The organism is Pseudomonas sp. 22526 (genome assembly GCF_052044735.1).
GTDB lineage: Bacteria > Pseudomonadota > Gammaproteobacteria > Pseudomonadales > Pseudomonadaceae > Aquipseudomonas > Aquipseudomonas piscium.
On sequence record NZ_JBQENK010000008.1, the window covers coordinates 298,411 to 314,697 of the forward strand.

The window sequence follows — 16,287 nt, forward strand, 5'->3', positions numbered from 1 at the left end:
TTGCCCGCGATGAGGCCATCGGCTCAAAACTGATAGTCGGCGGTCACGAAAAACGAGCGCGGTTCGCCGAGGATCCATTGCTGGCCCTCATTGTATTGGCTTTGCGCGTACTGCCGGTCGAACAGATTGTTCAATTGCAAACCGAAAGTGGTGTTGCGCAAGGCCTGCCACGACAGCACCGCATCGACCACTGTGTAGCTGGGCAGCTCGTTGCGGTTGGCCAGGTCGGCGTAACGGGTATCGACATAACGCACCCCGGCGCCGGCCCGCAGGTTATCGGTCACCGCCTTGTTCAGCCATAGGTTGGCGGTGCGCCGCGGCACGTCCACCGGGCGATTGCCGCTGCGCGAGACGAACTGATTGCCGACCTGCTCTTCGAAGTCGTCGTACTGGGCCTTGACGATGGCGGCGTTGGCTTGCAGTTGCCAGGCGTGGGGCAGTTGCAGCTCGAGGCTGGCTTCCAGGCCACGGGACGACTGCTGGCCGACCTGCTGCTTGAGCGTCGGGTTGCCCGGGTCGTCGGTCAGCAGCTTCTTCTTGACGATGTGATAGGCCGCCAGGGTCCATTCGCCGCGCTGGTCCCAGAACATCTGCTTGAGGCCGATCTCGCTCTGCCGGGCGCGGGCCAGGTCGTATTGCTGCTGGCTCGGGCTCAGGGAAATCAGGCCGCCGACGCCGTCGGTGCTGGTGGCGTACTGGCCGTAGAACGAAGTATCCGGCGTCAGGGCGAACACCAGGCCGGCCTTCCAGTTGTTGCCGGTCAGGGTCTTGTCGCTCTGGCTGCCGTCCACCAGGTCGTCGCGATCCACCTGCACGTAGTCGCGGCGTATACCTGTCACCAGCGACCAGCGCTCGCTCAGTTGGGTGCGGTTTTCGGCGAAGGCCGACATCTGCTTGGTGGTGCTCTGGAACTGCGGGCGATAGGCCGAGGCACTGTCGAAGCGGCCCTTGTCCGGGTGTTGCAGATCCAGCGGCTGGCCATCCGGCAGCGCATCCTTGAACGGCGAGTTGCTGTTGAGCTGGAAGCGGATGCGGTTGTAATCGACCCCGGTCAGGGTCTGGCTGTCGAGGCCGAACAGGCTGTGCTTGAAGGTGAAGGTCTGGCGATCGCCGACCTGCTCCTGCTGGTGCTTGATGGCGAAGTTGCCGCTGCGCAGCAACTGCTGGCCGGCGCTGTCCCAGTTGTAGTTTTCGGCGTTCTGCCAGCGGCGCTGGGCCTTGAGGTAATACAGCTCGTTGCTGGCGCTGACCGTGTCGGAGAGCTGCCACTCGCTGGTCAGGCGCGTCCACTGATCGTTGTAGTGCTGCTTGTCGTTGCCGATGTTGTAGTTCTTGTCCCGCAGGCCCTCGTGGAAGCGGCCATTGACCAGCGGGGTGCCGAAATCATTCATCGGCTGCTGGTCGCCGTAGTCGTGGGCGAGGGTGAACGCCAGGTCGTCCGTGGCCTGCCAGCGCAGCGCCGCGCTGATGAAGTCGCTGGCGCTGTCGCCGCGATCGATCCAGCCGTTGCTGCGCAGGCGGTTGAGGTTCAGGCGATAGCTCAGGGTGTCGCTCAGCGAGCCGCCGCTGTCGAGGGCCTGCTGCTGGCTGTCGTAGGAACCGTAGCCGAGGCGCAGGTGGTTTTCGATCTCGCCGGTGAAGGGTTTCTTCGGAATCACGTTGACCACCGCGCCGGTGGCGCCTTCGCCATACAGCACCGAGGCCGGGCCGCGCAGCACATCCACCCGTTCCACCGACCAGGTGTCCACCGGGAAGGTCACAGTGCCCATGCCGCTGTACAGGCGATTGCTGTCATACAGCTGCATCACCGAACCCTGGCCGGTAAAGCCACGGGCCGACAACGAAGTGCCGCCGTCGCCGGGTGTGCCGGTGCGGCTGATCCCGGTACTGCGCGACACCGCGTCCTGCACACTGCGGTCGCCCCGCTGGCGAATGCGCTCGCCGCTCAGGCTCTCGGTGCTGGCCGGGGTTTGCAGGGCGCTCAGGCCCAGGCGCGAGCCGGCAGTGGTCGGGGTTTGCAGGCTGATGTCCTGCGCGTCGATGGCGGGCGCGCTGATGGTGCCGGTGGGCAGCGTCAGGGGCGCGTCGTCGGCCTGGGCGGAGTGATTCAGGGCCAGCAGGCAGAGGCTGGACACGAGGTACCTATTTATTGAGGGGCAGTTCATTGGGGCGGTTGAATCGCTTCTTCGGGAGGAATACCCGCGGCCTGGGTGGCCGCGAGTAGGGATCATACATACAAGTGTTATAAAGTAACATTATGCATGTCGAAAATTGAAGCGACAGCAGTCTACAGATCCCTCTAAACCGCGCATCTCGCCTGATTCATGATGAAGATGAGGCTGATTCAGCCGAGCGGTTCCAGCGCGACAACAGCACGCGATCCAGCAGCCACACGGCCACCAGCGAGGCTCCGACCAGGGGAAAGGCCACGGCCAGCGCCAGCATGATCGCCATCGCGGTTTTCCATTTCGGCAGGTCGTGGCGCAGTGGCGGTACACCGAGGCGTCCCTGGGGACGACGTTTCCACCAGATCACCAGGCCGCTGACGGCGCTCAGCAGGATCATCAGGCAGATCAGCAGCACCGCGATCTGGTTGAACGGGCCGAACATCTTGCCTTCGTGCAGCATCACCCCGACTTCGGTGGCGCGGGCCACATTGCTGTACTGCTCCCAGCGCACATCGGCGAGGACCTTGCCGGTGTATTGGTCGACATGCAGGGTGGCGTCGTTGCGCGGATCGTTGGCGAACACGGCAATGGTGAACACGCCGCTGGCGGTGGTCGGCAGGGTGATGCTGTAACCGGCTTCGACCTGGCGCTGGGTGGCGATGTCCTGCACCTGCTGCAGGCTGATCACAGGAGCCGCCGGGCCTTCGTGCGCGGCGCCGTGGGCCATGTGTTCGGCATGGTCGCCGGACATCGGCATCGGCGTGTTCTCCATGGCCCAGGGCACGGTCTGGCGGCTGGCGGTGTTGAGCTCGCCGGCCTGCTGGTCGGACTTGGGCACGTCATTCCACATCGCCGCCGGAAAGCGGTTCCACAGCTCGGCGTACTGCTTGCCCCAGAAGCCGGTCCAGGTCATGCCACTGAGCAGCATCACTAGCAGGAACGCCGCGCCCCAGAAGCCGACCACGGCATGCAGGTCGCGCCACAGCACGCGGCCGCGGCTACTGAAACGTGGCCACAATACCCCGGCCGAAGACTTGCCGCGCGGCCACCACAGGTACAGCCCGGACACCACCAGGACGATGCCCCAGCCCGCCGCCAGCTCCACCAGGCGGTCGCCCAGGGTGCCGATCATCAGCTCACCATGAATGGCCCGGGCGATGGCTTGCAGATTGTTCTTGGCGTCCTGCTCGCCAAGGATATTGCCGTGGTAAGGGTCGACGAACACATTGAGTTCGCCGCCTTCCTTCTGCACCACGAACTGCGCGCTGCGCCCGGCTTCGAGCGGCGGCAGGTACTGTTTGACATGGCCTTGGGGATACGCGGCCTGGACCCGCTGGAGCTGCTCGTCGGCGCTGAGAATGTGGTGCCCCTTCGGCACCTGCAGCAGGTTGTCATACATCAGTTGGTCGAGCTGGGGTTTGAACAGGTAGATGATCCCGGTCAGGGACAGCATCACCATGAAAGGGGCTACGAACAGCCCGGCGTAGAAATGCCAGCGCCAGGCCAGGTTGTAGAAAGACACTTTGGGTTGGCTCATCAGGGAATGCTCCGCATTGGCAATTGTCTCTGTAGCCGCTGCCGACAGGCTGCGATCGGCCGGAACGGCCGCAGCGTACTCAAGATCGCTGAAGGCCTTCGGCCTTATCGCAGCCTTCGGCAGCGGCTACAGGTTTTGTTGTGATTAGAAGCTCAAATCCACCTTGGTCCAGAGCGTGCGCCCCGGTTCGTTGATGGCTTGCGGGTCATTGGCCGGGTAGCCGAACCCGGCGTTGCCGGCCAGGTTCAGGTGCTCGGCGTAAGCCTTGCCGAACAGGTTGTCGACGCCGGTGCTGACCTTCAGGTTCTTGTTGATCCGATAGGCGCCGTTGAGCGAGAACACACCGAAGCCACCGCTCTTGCCGAAGTCCTTGCCGACCACGTTGCCCTTGTTTTCGTCGATGCGGTTTTGCGCCGCCACCACCCGCCACAGGGCGCCGGCGCTCCAGTTGTCCTCGCTGTAGGTCAGGCCGAAACGCGCGTCCAGCGGCGGCATCTGCGGCAGGGGCGTGCCGTCGCTGCTGTTCTTGCCCCAGGCGTAGGCCAGAGTGGCGTCGGCCTTCCAGTTGTCGGTCAGCTTGTAGGCCGCGCCGAGTTCGCCGCCCATGATGCGCGCGTCGATGTTCTCGGCTTGCGAGGTCGTGCCCATCATCCCGGAGTGGTAGCTGAACAGGATGTAGTCGCGTACCTGGCCGATGTAGCCCGAGGCCCAGGCTTCCAGTTCCTCGGTCTTGTATTGCAGGCCGAAGTCGAGCTGGGTGGTCTTTTCCGGCTTGATCGAGTCGAAGGCGTTGACCGAACCGGCCGGGCCCATCTTCGGCGAGAACAGCTCCCAGTAGTCCGGGAAACGTTGCGCGTGGCCGAGGCCGACGTAGGCTGTGGCCGGGATATCGGCCAGATCGTGCTCGTAGCGGACGAAGCCGCTGGGCAGGGTATCGGCGCGGGTATCGCCAGCGGTCGGGTTGGGCCGGGTCATCATTCCGGAGCTGATGGTCTGGCGATAATCCTTGGCCGATGCGCGGTCCACCCGGGCGCCGCTGATCAGCCGGTCGCGGTCGGCGGCGTACCAGGTCAGTTCGCCGAACACCCCGTAGTTGTGGAAGTCGGCGTCCTTGGTGCGCGGCTGGTCCTTGTAGGTATCGATACCCATGCCTTTGCGCTGGCGGTGTTCGTTGGTCTGCGCATCGATGCCGCTGATCAGCTGCATATCGGCCCAGCGCCAGGTGGCCTTGATCCGCGCGCCGAGGGTGCGGCGGTCGACGTTGCTGGCCATGGGGCCGGCCATCATCCCGGTGCCGGACGGCGTGCGCAGGCTGTAGTTGTCCATCACGTGGTCGGCGTAGTTGTAGTAGACCTGTGCCTCGACCTTATCCAGCACCTCGCCGATGTTGGAACGCTCGAAACGCAGCCCCAGGCTTTCGCGCTTGAACTGCGAACCGTCCATGCCGCGCCCGGCGTAACGTGCTTCGCCGTCGCCCTTGCCAGCGGTGAGTTCCAGCAGGGTATCGGCGTCCGGGGTCCAGCCGACGGCGACGTCACCGTTCCACTTCTCGTAGCGTGACGGCACGGTGTCGTTGTTGCCGTCCTTGTAGTCGTCGGAATGGGCCTGGTTGCCGATCACCCGCACGTAACCCAGCGGACCGCCAGCGGCGGCATCCACCACCTTGTCGAAGCGGCCGTTGGAGCCGGCCAGGACACTGGCGTTGACCCGGGTACCCAGCTCGCCGAAGCTTTCCGGCTCGCGGTCGAAGAGGATGGTCCCGGCCGAAGCCCCCGGGCCCCAGAGCACGGTTTGCGGGCCCTTGATCACCGTCAGCTTGTCGTAGGTTTCCGGTGAGATGTAGGAGGTCGGCGCGTCCATGCGGCCTGGGCAGGCGCCGAGCATCATGCCGCCGTTGGTGAGGATGTTCAGGCGCGAGCCGAACATGCCGCGCAGCACCGGGTCGCCGTTGGTGCCGCCGTTGCGCACCAGGGCGAAGCCGGGGATGGTCTTGAGGTAGTCGCCGCCATCGCTGGCCGGGACCGGTTGGCGCGGGTCCTTGGGGTTGGTGACTACGGTCAGCGGTGAGCTGGGGGCGATGGCGGTGATCACCGTCGGGCTCAGTTCTTCTCCGTGCTGGCTGTGATCCACTGGCTGTTCGGCCGCCAGGGCCAGCGGCGTGAGCAGGGCGCCACAGAGCAGGGCGATGGCATGGCTGAAACGTACGCGAGGTTCGTTCAGGGCAAAGGTAGCGGGGGCCTGGGCAGAGCACAGGCGAGTGTCAGCAGAAAACCTGGACATAAGGGTTCCATCAATCATTTTGTAAACAACACGGCCAGCAGCCTACGGCTGTCTTTTCTACAGTCGGCCGGGTGAAGTGCGGTTGAGGGGTTTACGCAATGACTGGCGGGGCGCGGGTCCGGGCGCCGGGGAACACCGTCTGCCGGGCATGGCCCAGGCGCGGCGAGGGGGTGAGGAAGTGGCTCGACGGCGAACTGTCGAGCGCCGTGAACGACAGGCTGCCAGGCAGTGCCGGGCAGTTGAACAGCAGGCCGCAATAACCGCACTTTTCCCAGAGCGCATGGTGTTCGCCCTGGACCTTGCCGTGCTCTGCGCCGTGCGGGTTTTCACCGTGGCAGCCGGGCTCGCCCATGTTCATGTCCATCGACATGGACATGTTCATCGGCATGGCCTGATCCATCGGCATCGACTGGGAAATCAGCGGACCGATAAAGATCATCAGCATGGCGAACAGGCTGATCCAGCTGCCGCGCCGTACTTTCAGGGGCGTGCGCACGGATCGCCGGGTGCCAGGCGAGCGCAGGGAGTTCACGGTAATGACGGCCGGTACTTACTGGGCGTGCATGTGTTCCTGGGTGCCCGCGGGCGCCTGTTTCTGCACTGCTACCTCGACCGTGACGTCGCCGGATTTCTCGAAGTGCAGGGTCAGCGGGAAGCGCTTGCCGTCGCTGAGCAGGCTGCGGTCTTTGAGCTCCAGCAGCATCACGTGATAGGCCATGGGCGCGAAGGTGAGGGTTTCGCCTGGGGCAATCGCCACGTTGGGCACCTGCTGCATCTTCATCAGGTCGCCCTGCTGCACGTGTTCATGCAGTTCGGCCTTGCCCGAGATCGGCGAGTCGACGCCGAGCAGGCGGTCGGCATTCTTGCCGGTGTTGTGAATGACGAAATAGGCCGCCACCGTCGGTGCATTGGGCGGCAGCTCCTGCGACCAGGGGTGGGCGATCTGCAACTCGCCAGCCTTGTATTCATGGGCGGCGGCAAAACCAGCGGGCAACAGCAGGGCGGCCAGCAGCAGAGCTTGCAAGGCCTGTACGGATTTCAACATGGCAGTTCTCCAGAACGATTCGACACGCAGATCAATTGCGAGGTGGAATCAGACTAGAGGAGAGGCGCGGGGATTGAGGCTCGGCCATTGCTGGCGCGGTGTGGGCATGACCAGCGCGGGTGGCGCGACGCTGCGGTTGGATTCGAAACGGGCGAAATACAACTGCGGCGCATGGCCTGGCAGGGCGACCAGGGGCGCCGAGCCGGAACAGCACCAGCAGTGCTGCATGGTGGAGTGATCGTCGTTCTGCGGGGCTTGCTGTTCCAGCTTGCCCAGGGAAATCGCCACCAGCTTGGTGCCGCTGGAGGAACAGAAACTGCCCCACAACAGTTGCTCGGCAGGTGTTCGATCGGTCTGCTGCATGGCTCCCGAAAGCGGCATGGCAAGCATGTTGAACAGCACTGCGAAGCAGGCGATCCAGGCAAATGCGAGCCGTTGTCGGGACATGGTGACGATCCGTCAGGTTGAGCGAACAGGGGGGTATTTAGCCTGAACGCTGTGGATAAGTAAAAAGGCGCTGTGCGGTGTGGTGTCGCAGCGCCATCTGGATATACCGTTCCTCAGTGAGCCGGTACCGCGCGGACCTCGATGGCAACCCCGAGCTTGGCGCGGATGGCGGCAAAGATCGCGGCCAGGTTGTCCATGCTCGGGTTGCCGCTGGCGGACAGCATGCGATGCAGGCTCTTGCTCGGCTTGGCGGTCTCCCGGGCCAGCGCTTCGAAGCCGACGGTGGCGTTGATCAGGTCGCGCAGAATGATCCGCGACATCTCCGGTTCGCCGTTGAGGAACAGCGTAGCAGCCTCGTCCAGCAGCGCCTGGGAAAACGCCGGGTCGCGTTCGGCGCGTTCGGCAATGCTGTGCTTGAAGCTTCGAGTCAGTGCCATGGGTGTCACCTCGTTTTCAGTTCGGCCTTCTTGCGGTGATGGAATTCGGCGATCAGTTTTTTCGCCCGCCTGATGTCTGCCTGCTGGGTGGACTTGTCGCCACCGCCAAACAGGATCACCAGGTGCCGGCCTTCCTGGATCAGGTAGATTCTGTAGCCCGGGCCCCAATCGATGCGGTATTCGCCAAGCCCGTCGAACCACTTGATGTTGGACGTGTTGCCCATTTCCAGGCGTAGCAGCGCGGTGGAAACCTTGACGGCTGCCTGGGTATCCAGCGTTTCGAACCAGCGAGCGAAGGGGCTGCGCTGGTTCTCTTGCTGGTATTCCTCGACTGTGATCATCGCCGGCCTTAAAGGTAACAAATAAGTTACTATATGGATAGGCCTTTGATCGTGACGCAAAGCCTGTTCGTGGCCAACGCCGCAAGTGTTTCCTCTGTCTTCAATACGCGAAGGCCCCGTGGCGCGGCGGCCGGGGCTGCGCCTTACCGTTCAGCGGGGAACGTCTGATGGCTTGGTAACTCGATGTATCGACTGCGCTTTTGCGCGCCGGGAGGTCAGCGCAGAGCCTGGAGCAACTCGCCCAGGTCATGGAATTCCCGATCGACGGGTGGCAATGGCGGCCGCCGCAGGATCAGCACTGGCACCCCACGCTCGCGCGCCACTTCCAGCTTGGGTTCGGTGGCGCTGCTGCCGCTGTTCTTGCTGATCAGCACGTCGATACGGCGGCGTTCGAACAGTTCGCGTTCGCTGTCGATCAGGAAGGGGCCGCGTGCACCAATCACTTCGCACCGCTCATTGCCGGGGTACTGGTCGAGGGCGCGCAGGGTCCAGAACTGCTCGGCGGGGATCTCATGCAGATGCTGCAAGGGTTCGCGGCCCAGGGTGAACAGCGGGCGCTTGAAGGGTTCGAGCACCTGGACCAGTTCGGCCCAGTCGCCAACTTCGCGCCAGTCGTCACCGGCCTGTGCTTGCCAGGCCGGTCGGCGCAGGGCCCAGCAGGGGATGCCGCACAGCCGCGCGGCCGTGGCGGCGTTCTGGCTGATCCGGGCGGCGTAGGGATGAGTGGCGTCCAGCAGCAGCTCGATGCCTTGCTCGCGGATGAACTGGGCCAAACCCTCGGCGCCGCCGTATCCGCCGACCCGCACCTGGCAGTTCAGGTCAGCGGGCACGCGGCCGATACCCGCCAGGCTATAGATGTGCTCCGGCCCCAGGGTGCGGGCGATGGCCAGGGCTTCGGTCACGCCGCCCAGCAGCAATATGGGTTTCATCGAAAGGCTCCGGCATGGCCGACGATGCCGCCCTGGCGATCGATGGCGAAGACTTCGACCTGGACCTGCGGCGGCACCACGCTGCGAGCGAAATCCAGGGCGTGCTGGCACACCGCGTCGCCCAGGGCGATGCCGGCGGCGCTGGCCATGGCCAGGGCCTGCTGGCTGGTGTTGGCGCCACGGATGGCGTTTTGCAGCGTCTGGTCGGCGCCGACCGCAGCGGCCCATTCGGCCAGTTGCGGCAGGTCGATGCTGGAGTGACGGCTGTGCAGGTCCATATGCCCGGCCGCGAGCTTGCTGATCTTGCCGAAACCGCCGCACAGGCTGAGCTTGTCCACCGGCACTTTGCGCAGGTGCTTGAGCACGGCGCCGACAAAGTCGCCCATTTCGATCAGGGCGATTTCCGGCAGGTCGTAGACGCGGCGCATGGTGTCTTCGCTGGCGTTGCCGGTACAGGCGGCGATATGCAGGTAGCCGTTGGTCTTGGCGACGTCGATGCCCTGGTGGATCGAGGCGATATAGGCCGCGCAGGAAAACGGCCGCACGATGCCACTGGTGCCGAGGATCGACAGGCCGCCGAGAATGCCCAGCCGCGGGTTCATGGTTTTCAGCGCCAGGGCTTCGCCGTCCTCGACGTTGACCGTGACTTCGAAGCCGCCCGGGTAGCCCCGTTCCCGGGCCAGCGTTGCCAGGTGCTCGCTGATCATCCGGCGCGGCACCGGATTGATCGCCGGCTCGCCCACACCCAGCACCAGGCCGGGTCGGGTCACGGTGCCCACGCCTTGGCCGGCGATGAAACGAATGCCGCTGTCCGGGCTCAGGCGCACCTGGGAATAGAGCAGGGCGCCGTGGGTCACGTCGGGGTCGTCGCCGGCATCCTTGATCGTGCCGGCTTCGGCGCCGTTGTCGGTAAGGCGGCAGAACTCCAGGCGCATCTGCACCTGCTTGCCCTTGGGCAGGACGATCTCCACGGCATCGGCGCTGGTGCCTTCGAGCAGCAGGCGTGCCGCCGCCAGGCTGGTGGCGGTGGCGCAGCTGCCGGTGGTCAGGCCGCTGCGCAGCGGGGTGGGTTGCTCGGCGGTTTCTTCACGCATGCTGCGCGGCCTTGTGTAGGAGCGAGNGAGCAAGCTCGCTCCTACAGGGGAGGGCAGGGTGCTCATAGCGGTTTGACGAGGTCGAGCAAGGTAATGGGCAGCGCCTGGCGCCAGGTGTCGAAATCCCCCAGCGGCAGGGCCTGGGCGACATGGATGCGGGTCAGCTCGCCGCCATGCCGTTCGCGCCAGGCCATCAGGGTCGTTTCGCTTTGCAGGGTCACGGCGTTGGCCACCAGCCGGCCACCGGGCTTGAGCCGGGCCCAGCAGGTGTCGAGCACGCCGGGGCGGGTCACGCCGCCGCCGATGAAGATCGCGTTCGGGGCTTCCAGCCCGTCCAGGGCCTGCGGCGCGCTGCTGCGAATCAGTTGCAGGCCGGGCACGCCGAGGGCGTCGCGGTTGTGTTCGATCAGTTGCTGGCGGCCGGGGTCGGCTTCGATGGCCAGGGCCCGGCAGCTGGGGTGCGCGCGCATCCATTCGATGCCGATCGAGCCGCTGCCGGCGCCGACATCCCACAGCAACTCGCCCGGGACAGGTGCCAGGCGGGCCAGGGTAATGGCGCGGACATCGCGCTTGGTCAACTGGCCGTCGTGCTGGAAGGCCGAGTCCGGCAAGCCGGCCAGGCGCGACAGGCGCGGCGTATCGGGCTCGGCCAGGCATTCGATGGCCACCAGATTGAGGTCGGCGATGGCCGGGTCGCTCCAGTCGTTGGCGCTGCCGTCGGTCCGCCGTTCGGCTTCGCCGCCCAGATGTTCGAGCACGCTGAGCCGGCTCGGGCCGAAGCCGCGTTCGCGCAACAGCGCGGCGATGGCCGAGGGGCTGAGGCCGTCATTGCTCAGGACCAGCAGGCGCACGCCGCTGAACAGCTGGGCGCTGAGGGCCGCTACGGGGCGGGCGACCACCGAGAGCGTCACCACCTCTTGCAGCGGCCAGCCCAGGCGCGCGGCCGCCAGTGAATAAGAGGAAGGCGAGGGCAGGACGTGCATTTCCTCCTGGGCCACCTGGCATGCCAGGCTGGCGCCGACACCGAACAGCATCGGGTCGCCGCTGGCTAGCACGCACACCGGCTCGCCACGCTTGGCCAGCACCGGCTCCAGTGAGAAGGGGCTCGGCCACAACTGCCGCTCGCCGCGGATGCACACCGGCAACAGGTCCAGTTGGCGCTGGCCGCCGACGATCCGCGAAGCGCCCAGCAGGGCGCGCCGGGCGTTCTTGCCCAGGCCCTTGAAGCCGTCTTCACCGATTCCCACTACTGTCAGCCAGGGCGACATCGCTATTCCTCGAGGGTAAAACCTGTTCTTCCGACAGGCAGGCTTTTCATGCCTTCGGACAAAGCAGGCATAATACCGCGCCTTCGCCCGCGAAGCGCCTTTCCCACACAGCCGGTCACCCCCTTGAACGAACGCCCGATGTCCACCGCCTTACGCCCCTCGGCCTGTCCGGGGTTGCTGCGTATCGTCCCGGCGCTGGACGGCGGTATCTGCCGGATCAAGCTGGCCGGCGGGGCGATCAGCGCGGCCCAGGCCCGCGCGGTGGCCGCTGCGGCCGAGCGGTATGCCGGCGGGGTGATCGAGGCGACCAACCGCGCCAACCTGCAGATCCGCGGCATTGGCGCCGAGCACCAGGCGCTGATCGCCGAGCTGTTGGCCGCCGGCCTGGGACCGGCCACCGCGGCCGGCGACGATGTGCGCAACCTGATGCTCAGCCCCACGGCCGGAATCGACCGGACGATGATCGTCGATACCCGGCCCCTGGCCGGGCAGATTCTCGCCACCTTGCAGAGCCATCCGCGTTTTCATGAGTTGTCGCCCAAGTTTGCCGTGCAGCTTGACGGTGGCGAGGCCCTGGCCATGCTGGAGCATCCCCATGACCTGTGGCTCTCGGCGTTCGAAGGCGCGGGCGAGCCCTGGCTGGCCTTCGGCCTGGCCGGTTGCCCTGGGGACCTGCCCCTGGCCAGCGTAGCGCTGGAGGATGGGCTTGCCCTGGTGGTGGCGGTGCTGGAGCTGTTTCTCGACCTGGCCCGCCCCGAACAGACCCGCATGCGCCAGCTGTTGGCGGAGCACTCGGCGGACGCGCTGCTGGCGCAGGTATCCGCGCGCTTGCCGGGGCCGGTGATCCGGGTGGGCGATTGGCAGCGCGTGGCCCCTTCCGAGCCGCTGCATATCGGTACTTATCCACAGCGGCAACCGGGCCAGGTCTATGTCGGCGCCGTCACGCCCCTGGGGCGGCTGGACCCGCCGATGCTGCGCGGCGCAGCGCAGCTGGCCGAGCAATGGGGCGACGGCAGCCTGAGGTTCACCCCCTGGCAAAGCCTGCTGCTGCCGAACCTGCGGGCCGAGGACGCCGCTGAAGTCACGCGCCGCCTGCAACAACTGGGTTTTCTCTGCTCGCCAGAGCAGCCCCTGGCTCACCTGATTGCCTGCACCGGTTCCAGCGGCTGCGGCAAGGCCCTGGCCGACACCAAGGGCGACGCGGTAAAGCTGGCCGCCTTGCTCCAGCGCCACGGCCAGCGCCTGGACGTCCACCTGTCCGGCTGCTCGCGTTCCTGCGCCGCCGCCCATGTGGCACCGGCCACCTTGCTGGCCGTCGCCCCGGGTCGTTACGACCTCTATTTTCGCGATGCCGCGCAGCCGGGTTTCGGCACGCTGCACGCACGCAACCTTTCCCTTGAAGCGGCCGGCGCATTGCTCGATGCCCGCCCACGGAGCACCCTTGATGATTGATTACATCCGCGACGGTCAGGAGATCTATCGCAACTCCTTCGCGATCATTCGCGAGGAGGCCAGGCTCGATCGCATCCCCGCGGACCTGGAAAAACTTGCGGTGCGGGTGATCCATGCCTGCGGCATGGTCGATGCCATCGACGGTCTGCAATTCTCCGAAGGCGCGGGCAAGGCCGGGCGCACTGCCCTGGCCGCCGGTGCGCCGATCCTCTGCGATGCGCGCATGGTGTCCGAAGGCATCACCCGCGCCCGTCTGCCGGCGAACAATCAGGTGATCTGCACCCTGCGTGACGAGAGCGTGCCGGAGCTGGCCCGCGAGCTGGGCAACACCCGCTCGGCGGTGGCCCTGGAGCTGTGGCGGCCGTACCTGGAAGGCAGTGTGGTGGTGATTGGCAACGCCCCGACCGCGCTGTTCTACCTGCTGGAAATGCTCGACGCCGGCGCACCGAAACCGGCGCTGATCCTCGGCTTCCCGGTAGGCTTCGTCGGCGCGGCAGAGTCCAAGGCGATGCTCGCCGCCAACAGCCGCGGCGTGCCTTTTGTGATCATGCAAGGTCGCCTGGGCGGCAGCGCCATGGCCGCCGCCGCCGTCAACGCCCTGGCCACGGAGATCGAATGATGCAGCAACCTGGACGTTTGATCGGCCTGGGCGTCGGCCCCGGTGATCCGGAACTGATTACCGTCAAGGCCCTGCGCCTGCTGCGCGAATCGCCGGTGGTGGCGTACTTCGTCGCCAAGGGTAAAAAGGGCAATGCCTTCGGCATCATCGAAGCGCATTTGCAGGACGCGCAGACCCTGTTGCCGCTGGTCTATCCGGTGACCACCGAAGTGCTGCCGGCGCCGCTGTCCTACGAGCAAGTGATCAGCGACTTCTACGACAGCGCCAGCGAGCAGTTGGCCGAACACCTGGACGCTGGCCGCGACGTGGCGGTGATCTGCGAAGGCGACCCGTTCTTCTACGGCTCCTACATGTACCTGCACGACCGCCTGGCCGAGCGTTACCAGGCCGAAGTGGTGCCGGGCGTGTGCTCGATGCTCGGTGGCGCCTCGGTGCTGGGCGCGCCGCTGGTGTATCGCAACCAGAGCCTGTCGGTGCTCTCCGGCGTGCTGCCCCATGACGAACTCAAACGCCGCCTGGCCGATGCCGACGCGGCGGTGGTGATGAAGCTGGGGCGCAACTTCCCCAAGGTGCGCCAGGTGCTCGAAGAACTGGGCCTGGCCGAGCGCGCGCTGTATGTCGAGCGGGCGACCATGGCCAACCAGAAGATCGTGCCGCTGGATGAAGTGGAGCCGATGTCTTCGCCGTATTTCTCGCTGATCATCGTGCCCGGTGAAAGGTGGCAAGGTTGATGGCCCGTTCCGCGCCGGCCATCGTCATCCTTGGCCAAGGCAGCCTGGCGACTGCGCGCAAACTTCAACAGCTGTACCCGGACGCGCTGATCCACGGCCTGGCCGAACGGGTCGAGGGCGCCGACCGCTCGTATCAGGAGTTCGGTGCGACCCTGCGCCAGCTGTATCAGCAGGACACGCCGATCATCGCCCTGTGCGCCGCCGGCATTGTCATCCGTACCCTGGCCCCGCTGCTGTTGGAGAAGGGCGCGGAGCCGCCGGTGCTGGCCGTGGCCGAGGACGGCAGCGCGGTGGTGCCGTTGCTCGGTGGCCTGGGCGGGGTGAACGTCATGGCCCGGGAAATCGCTGCTGGCCTGGGCGTGGCGGCGGCCATCACCACCAGCGGCGAGCTGCGTTTCGGTACCTGCCTGCTCAACCCACCCAGCGGTTATGCCCTGGGCGATCTGGAACTGGGCAAGCGTTTCGTTTCGGACCTGCTGGGTGGTGAAAGCGTGCGCATCGAAGGCGCCGCGCCCTGGCTGGCCGAGGCCCGGTTGCCGGAAGACCGGCACGCTCGGCTGACCATCCGCGTCGGCTCGGCCGAGCGTGAGCCGGCCGCCAACGAACTGCTGATCTACCCGCGCAGCGTGCTGATTGCCTGTAACGGCAAGATCACTGGCGCCGATGCGCTGCGGGATGCCCTGCACCAGAAGAAGATCGCTGTGCAATCCGTCGCCTGCCTGCTGGCCGCCGACAGTGACATGACCAGCCTTGTCTTGCGCGAAGTCGCCGCCGAGCTGGGCGTGCCCCTGCGCTTCGCCCCGGCGGCCAGCAGTGTGGCCGAACTGGCGCAACAGGCCGTGCCGCAATTGCTGCCGCCCCTCAACGTGGGCGAGGACATTGCCATTGCCGTGGCCAGCCAGCCGCTGGACCCGCAGCAGATCGGCCGCCCCCGTGGCCGCCTGGCGGTAATTGGTCTGGGCCCTGGCGCCGCCGAGCTGATGGTGCCGGCGGTGAAAGCCGAACTGGCGCGGGCCAACGATATCCTCGGCTACGAAACCTATGTGCGCATGGCCGGCCCGTTCCGTGCCGACCAGGTCATGCACTGCACCGACAATCGCGAAGAAATGCAGCGGGCGCGCCACGCCTTCGAACTCGCCGCCCAAGGCCGTTCGGTGGTGGTGGTGTCCTCCGGCGACCCGGGTGTGTTCGCCATGGCCGCGGCGGTGCTGGAAGCGCTGCACGAATCCAGCGAGCCGAGCTGGCATCAGGTCGAGCTGGAAATCCTGCCCGGGGTTTCCGCTTCCCTGGCCACCGCCGCGCAGGCTGGCGCGCCTTTGGGGCACGACTTCTGTGTGCTGTCGCTGTCGGACAACCTCAAGCCCTGGGCGATTATCGAGAAGCGCCTGGACCTGGCGTCCCAGGCTGATCTGGCGCTGGCGTTCTACAATCCGATTTCCCGTTCGCGGCCGTGGCAATTGGGGCGTGCCTTGGAGATCGTGCGTCAGCATCGGACGCCGGAGACGCCGGTGGTGTTGGGGCGGGATATTGGTCGGCCGGGGCAGAGCCTGCGGGTCACCACCCTTGGCGACCTGACCCCGGAGCAGGTGGATATGCGGACCATGGTGTTGGTGGGGTCTTCCACTACCTGCGTATTCCCCAAGGCTGGAGGTGGGGAGTGGGTGTATACGCCGCGCTGGTATCCGTAGCGCGGGCTTGGGGGCTTCTGTAGGAGCGAGGCTTGCCCGCGATAGCGGTGGTGATGTCGCTGGTGATGTTGGACGGAGTACATATCCGTTTCTGCGGTAACGGCCACTTATGGTTCCGCCCTTACGGCGGGTCACTTTTGGCAAACGCCCCAAAAGTAACCAAAAGGGCTTGCCCCTGCGTACGGCCTTCGCTGCGCTCAGGTTCCCTCGCTCCGGCGTCCATCAGGGGGCATCGACTCCGGTCGGCTTCG

General features: G+C 65.9%; 15 protein-coding genes. 4 read left to right on the forward strand and 11 right to left on the reverse strand.

Going from position 1 to position 16,287, the window contains the following annotated elements; all coding sequences use genetic code 11:
• Positions 1–23: 23 nt before the first annotated feature.
• The 11 genes from ACTJKT_RS14930 to cbiE all read right to left on the reverse strand — a co-directional run bounded on the left by ACTJKT_RS14930 (position 24) and on the right by cbiE (position 11,546).
• Positions 24–2,150: a TonB-dependent receptor gene (locus ACTJKT_RS14930; protein WP_440787636.1), complete on the reverse strand. Its 2,127-nt coding sequence runs from the start codon at positions 2,148–2,150 to the stop codon at positions 24–26.
• A 172-nt stretch (positions 2,151–2,322) separates the two neighbouring features.
• Positions 2,323–3,705: a PepSY-associated TM helix domain-containing protein gene (locus ACTJKT_RS14935; protein ID WP_440787616.1), complete on the reverse strand. Its 1,383-nt coding sequence runs from the start codon at positions 3,703–3,705 to the stop codon at positions 2,323–2,325.
• Between the two features lie 144 nt (positions 3,706–3,849).
• The gene (locus ACTJKT_RS14940) at positions 3,850–5,985 is read right to left on the reverse strand and encodes a TonB-dependent copper receptor (protein ID WP_440787617.1); all 2,136 of its coding nucleotides are present in this window, start codon (positions 5,983–5,985) and stop codon (positions 3,850–3,852) included.
• Between the two features lie 91 nt (positions 5,986–6,076).
• Positions 6,077–6,481, reverse strand: a complete 405-nt coding sequence (locus ACTJKT_RS14945; RefSeq protein ID WP_440787618.1) for a DUF2946 domain-containing protein — start codon at positions 6,479–6,481, stop codon at positions 6,077–6,079.
• A 54-nt stretch (positions 6,482–6,535) separates the two neighbouring features.
• Positions 6,536–7,030 (reverse strand): copper chaperone PCu(A)C, encoded by a 495-nt coding sequence (locus tag ACTJKT_RS14950; RefSeq protein WP_053277258.1) that lies wholly within the window; start codon positions 7,028–7,030, stop codon positions 6,536–6,538.
• Positions 7,031–7,078: 48 nt separating this feature from the next.
• Complete coding sequence (locus ACTJKT_RS14955; RefSeq protein WP_097305768.1) at positions 7,079–7,477, reverse strand: DUF2946 domain-containing protein; 399 nt, start codon at positions 7,475–7,477, stop codon at positions 7,079–7,081.
• Between the two features lie 113 nt (positions 7,478–7,590).
• Complete coding sequence (locus ACTJKT_RS14960) at positions 7,591–7,914, reverse strand: helix-turn-helix domain-containing transcriptional regulator (protein WP_009046758.1); 324 nt, start codon at positions 7,912–7,914, stop codon at positions 7,591–7,593.
• Positions 7,915–7,919: 5 nt separating this feature from the next.
• On the reverse strand, positions 7,920–8,255 hold the full coding sequence (locus tag ACTJKT_RS14965; RefSeq protein ID WP_440787619.1) for a type II toxin-antitoxin system RelE/ParE family toxin: 336 nt from the start codon (positions 8,253–8,255) through the stop codon (positions 7,920–7,922).
• Positions 8,256–8,470: 215 nt separating this feature from the next.
• Positions 8,471–9,184, reverse strand: coding sequence for a cobalt-precorrin-6A reductase (locus ACTJKT_RS14970; RefSeq protein WP_440787620.1), 714 nt, complete (start codon positions 9,182–9,184; stop codon positions 8,471–8,473).
• Complete coding sequence (locus tag ACTJKT_RS14975; RefSeq protein ID WP_440787621.1) at positions 9,181–10,278, reverse strand: cobalt-precorrin-5B (C(1))-methyltransferase; 1,098 nt, start codon at positions 10,276–10,278, stop codon at positions 9,181–9,183. Before ACTJKT_RS14975 ends, ACTJKT_RS14970 begins: the two co-directional genes overlap by 4 nt.
• Positions 10,279–10,340: 62 nt before the next feature.
• Entirely contained in the window at positions 10,341–11,546 is a 1,206-nt protein-coding gene (cbiE, locus tag ACTJKT_RS14980) for a precorrin-6y C5,15-methyltransferase (decarboxylating) subunit CbiE (protein ID WP_440787623.1), read from the reverse strand.
• A gap of 138 nt (positions 11,547–11,684) precedes the next feature.
• Here cbiE and cobG point away from each other — a divergent pair, with 138 nt between their 5' ends.
• Genes cobG through cobJ form a run of 4 tightly spaced genes read left to right on the forward strand, consistent with a single transcriptional unit; the run spans position 11,685 to position 16,036 of the window.
• The gene (gene cobG, locus ACTJKT_RS14985; protein ID WP_440787624.1) at positions 11,685–12,998 is read left to right on the forward strand and encodes a precorrin-3B synthase; all 1,314 of its coding nucleotides are present in this window, start codon (positions 11,685–11,687) and stop codon (positions 12,996–12,998) included.
• Positions 12,991–13,617: a precorrin-8X methylmutase gene (locus tag ACTJKT_RS14990; protein WP_440787625.1), complete on the forward strand. Its 627-nt coding sequence runs from the start codon at positions 12,991–12,993 to the stop codon at positions 13,615–13,617. The genes cobG and ACTJKT_RS14990 overlap by 8 nt, the downstream gene beginning before the upstream one ends.
• The gene (locus ACTJKT_RS14995; RefSeq protein ID WP_440787637.1) at positions 13,617–14,348 is read left to right on the forward strand and encodes a precorrin-2 C(20)-methyltransferase; all 732 of its coding nucleotides are present in this window, start codon (positions 13,617–13,619) and stop codon (positions 14,346–14,348) included. Before ACTJKT_RS14990 ends, ACTJKT_RS14995 begins: the two co-directional genes overlap by 1 nt.
• A complete protein-coding gene (gene cobJ, locus ACTJKT_RS15000) occupies positions 14,348–16,036 on the forward strand; it encodes a precorrin-3B C(17)-methyltransferase (protein ID WP_440787626.1) in 1,689 nt (562 codons plus the stop codon). The genes ACTJKT_RS14995 and cobJ overlap by 1 nt, the downstream gene beginning before the upstream one ends.
• The last annotated feature ends 251 nt before the right edge of the window (positions 16,037–16,287 follow it).

Excerpts from the sequence above, each read along its gene's own strand:
- ACTJKT_RS14935 (WP_440787616.1), bottom strand. The coding sequence starts at position 3,705 with ATGAGCCAACCCAAAGTGTCTTTCTACAACCTGGCCTGGCGCTGGCAT.
- ACTJKT_RS14940 (WP_440787617.1), bottom strand. The coding sequence starts at position 5,985 with ATGTCCAGGTTTTCTGCTGACACTCGCCTGTGCTCTGCCCAGGCCCCC.
- ACTJKT_RS14950 (WP_053277258.1), bottom strand. The coding sequence starts at position 7,030 with ATGTTGAAATCCGTACAGGCCTTGCAAGCTCTGCTGCTGGCCGCCCTG.
- ACTJKT_RS14955 (WP_097305768.1), bottom strand. The coding sequence starts at position 7,477 with ATGTCCCGACAACGGCTCGCATTTGCCTGGATCGCCTGCTTCGCAGTG.
- ACTJKT_RS14960 (WP_009046758.1), bottom strand. The coding sequence starts at position 7,914 with ATGGCACTGACTCGAAGCTTCAAGCACAGCATTGCCGAACGCGCCGAA.
- ACTJKT_RS14965 (WP_440787619.1), bottom strand. The coding sequence starts at position 8,255 with ATGATCACAGTCGAGGAATACCAGCAAGAGAACCAGCGCAGCCCCTTC.
- ACTJKT_RS14970 (WP_440787620.1), bottom strand. The coding sequence starts at position 9,184 with ATGAAACCCATATTGCTGCTGGGCGGCGTGACCGAAGCCCTGGCCATC.
- ACTJKT_RS14975 (WP_440787621.1), bottom strand. The coding sequence starts at position 10,278 with ATGCGTGAAGAAACCGCCGAGCAACCCACCCCGCTGCGCAGCGGCCTG.
- cbiE (WP_440787623.1), bottom strand. The coding sequence starts at position 11,546 with ATGTCGCCCTGGCTGACAGTAGTGGGAATCGGTGAAGACGGCTTCAAG.
- cobG (WP_440787624.1), top strand. The coding sequence starts at position 11,685 with ATGTCCACCGCCTTACGCCCCTCGGCCTGTCCGGGGTTGCTGCGTATC.
- ACTJKT_RS14990 (WP_440787625.1), top strand. The coding sequence starts at position 12,991 with ATGATTGATTACATCCGCGACGGTCAGGAGATCTATCGCAACTCCTTC.
- ACTJKT_RS14995 (WP_440787637.1), top strand. The coding sequence starts at position 13,617 with ATGCAGCAACCTGGACGTTTGATCGGCCTGGGCGTCGGCCCCGGTGAT.
- cobJ (WP_440787626.1), top strand. The coding sequence starts at position 14,348 with ATGGCCCGTTCCGCGCCGGCCATCGTCATCCTTGGCCAAGGCAGCCTG.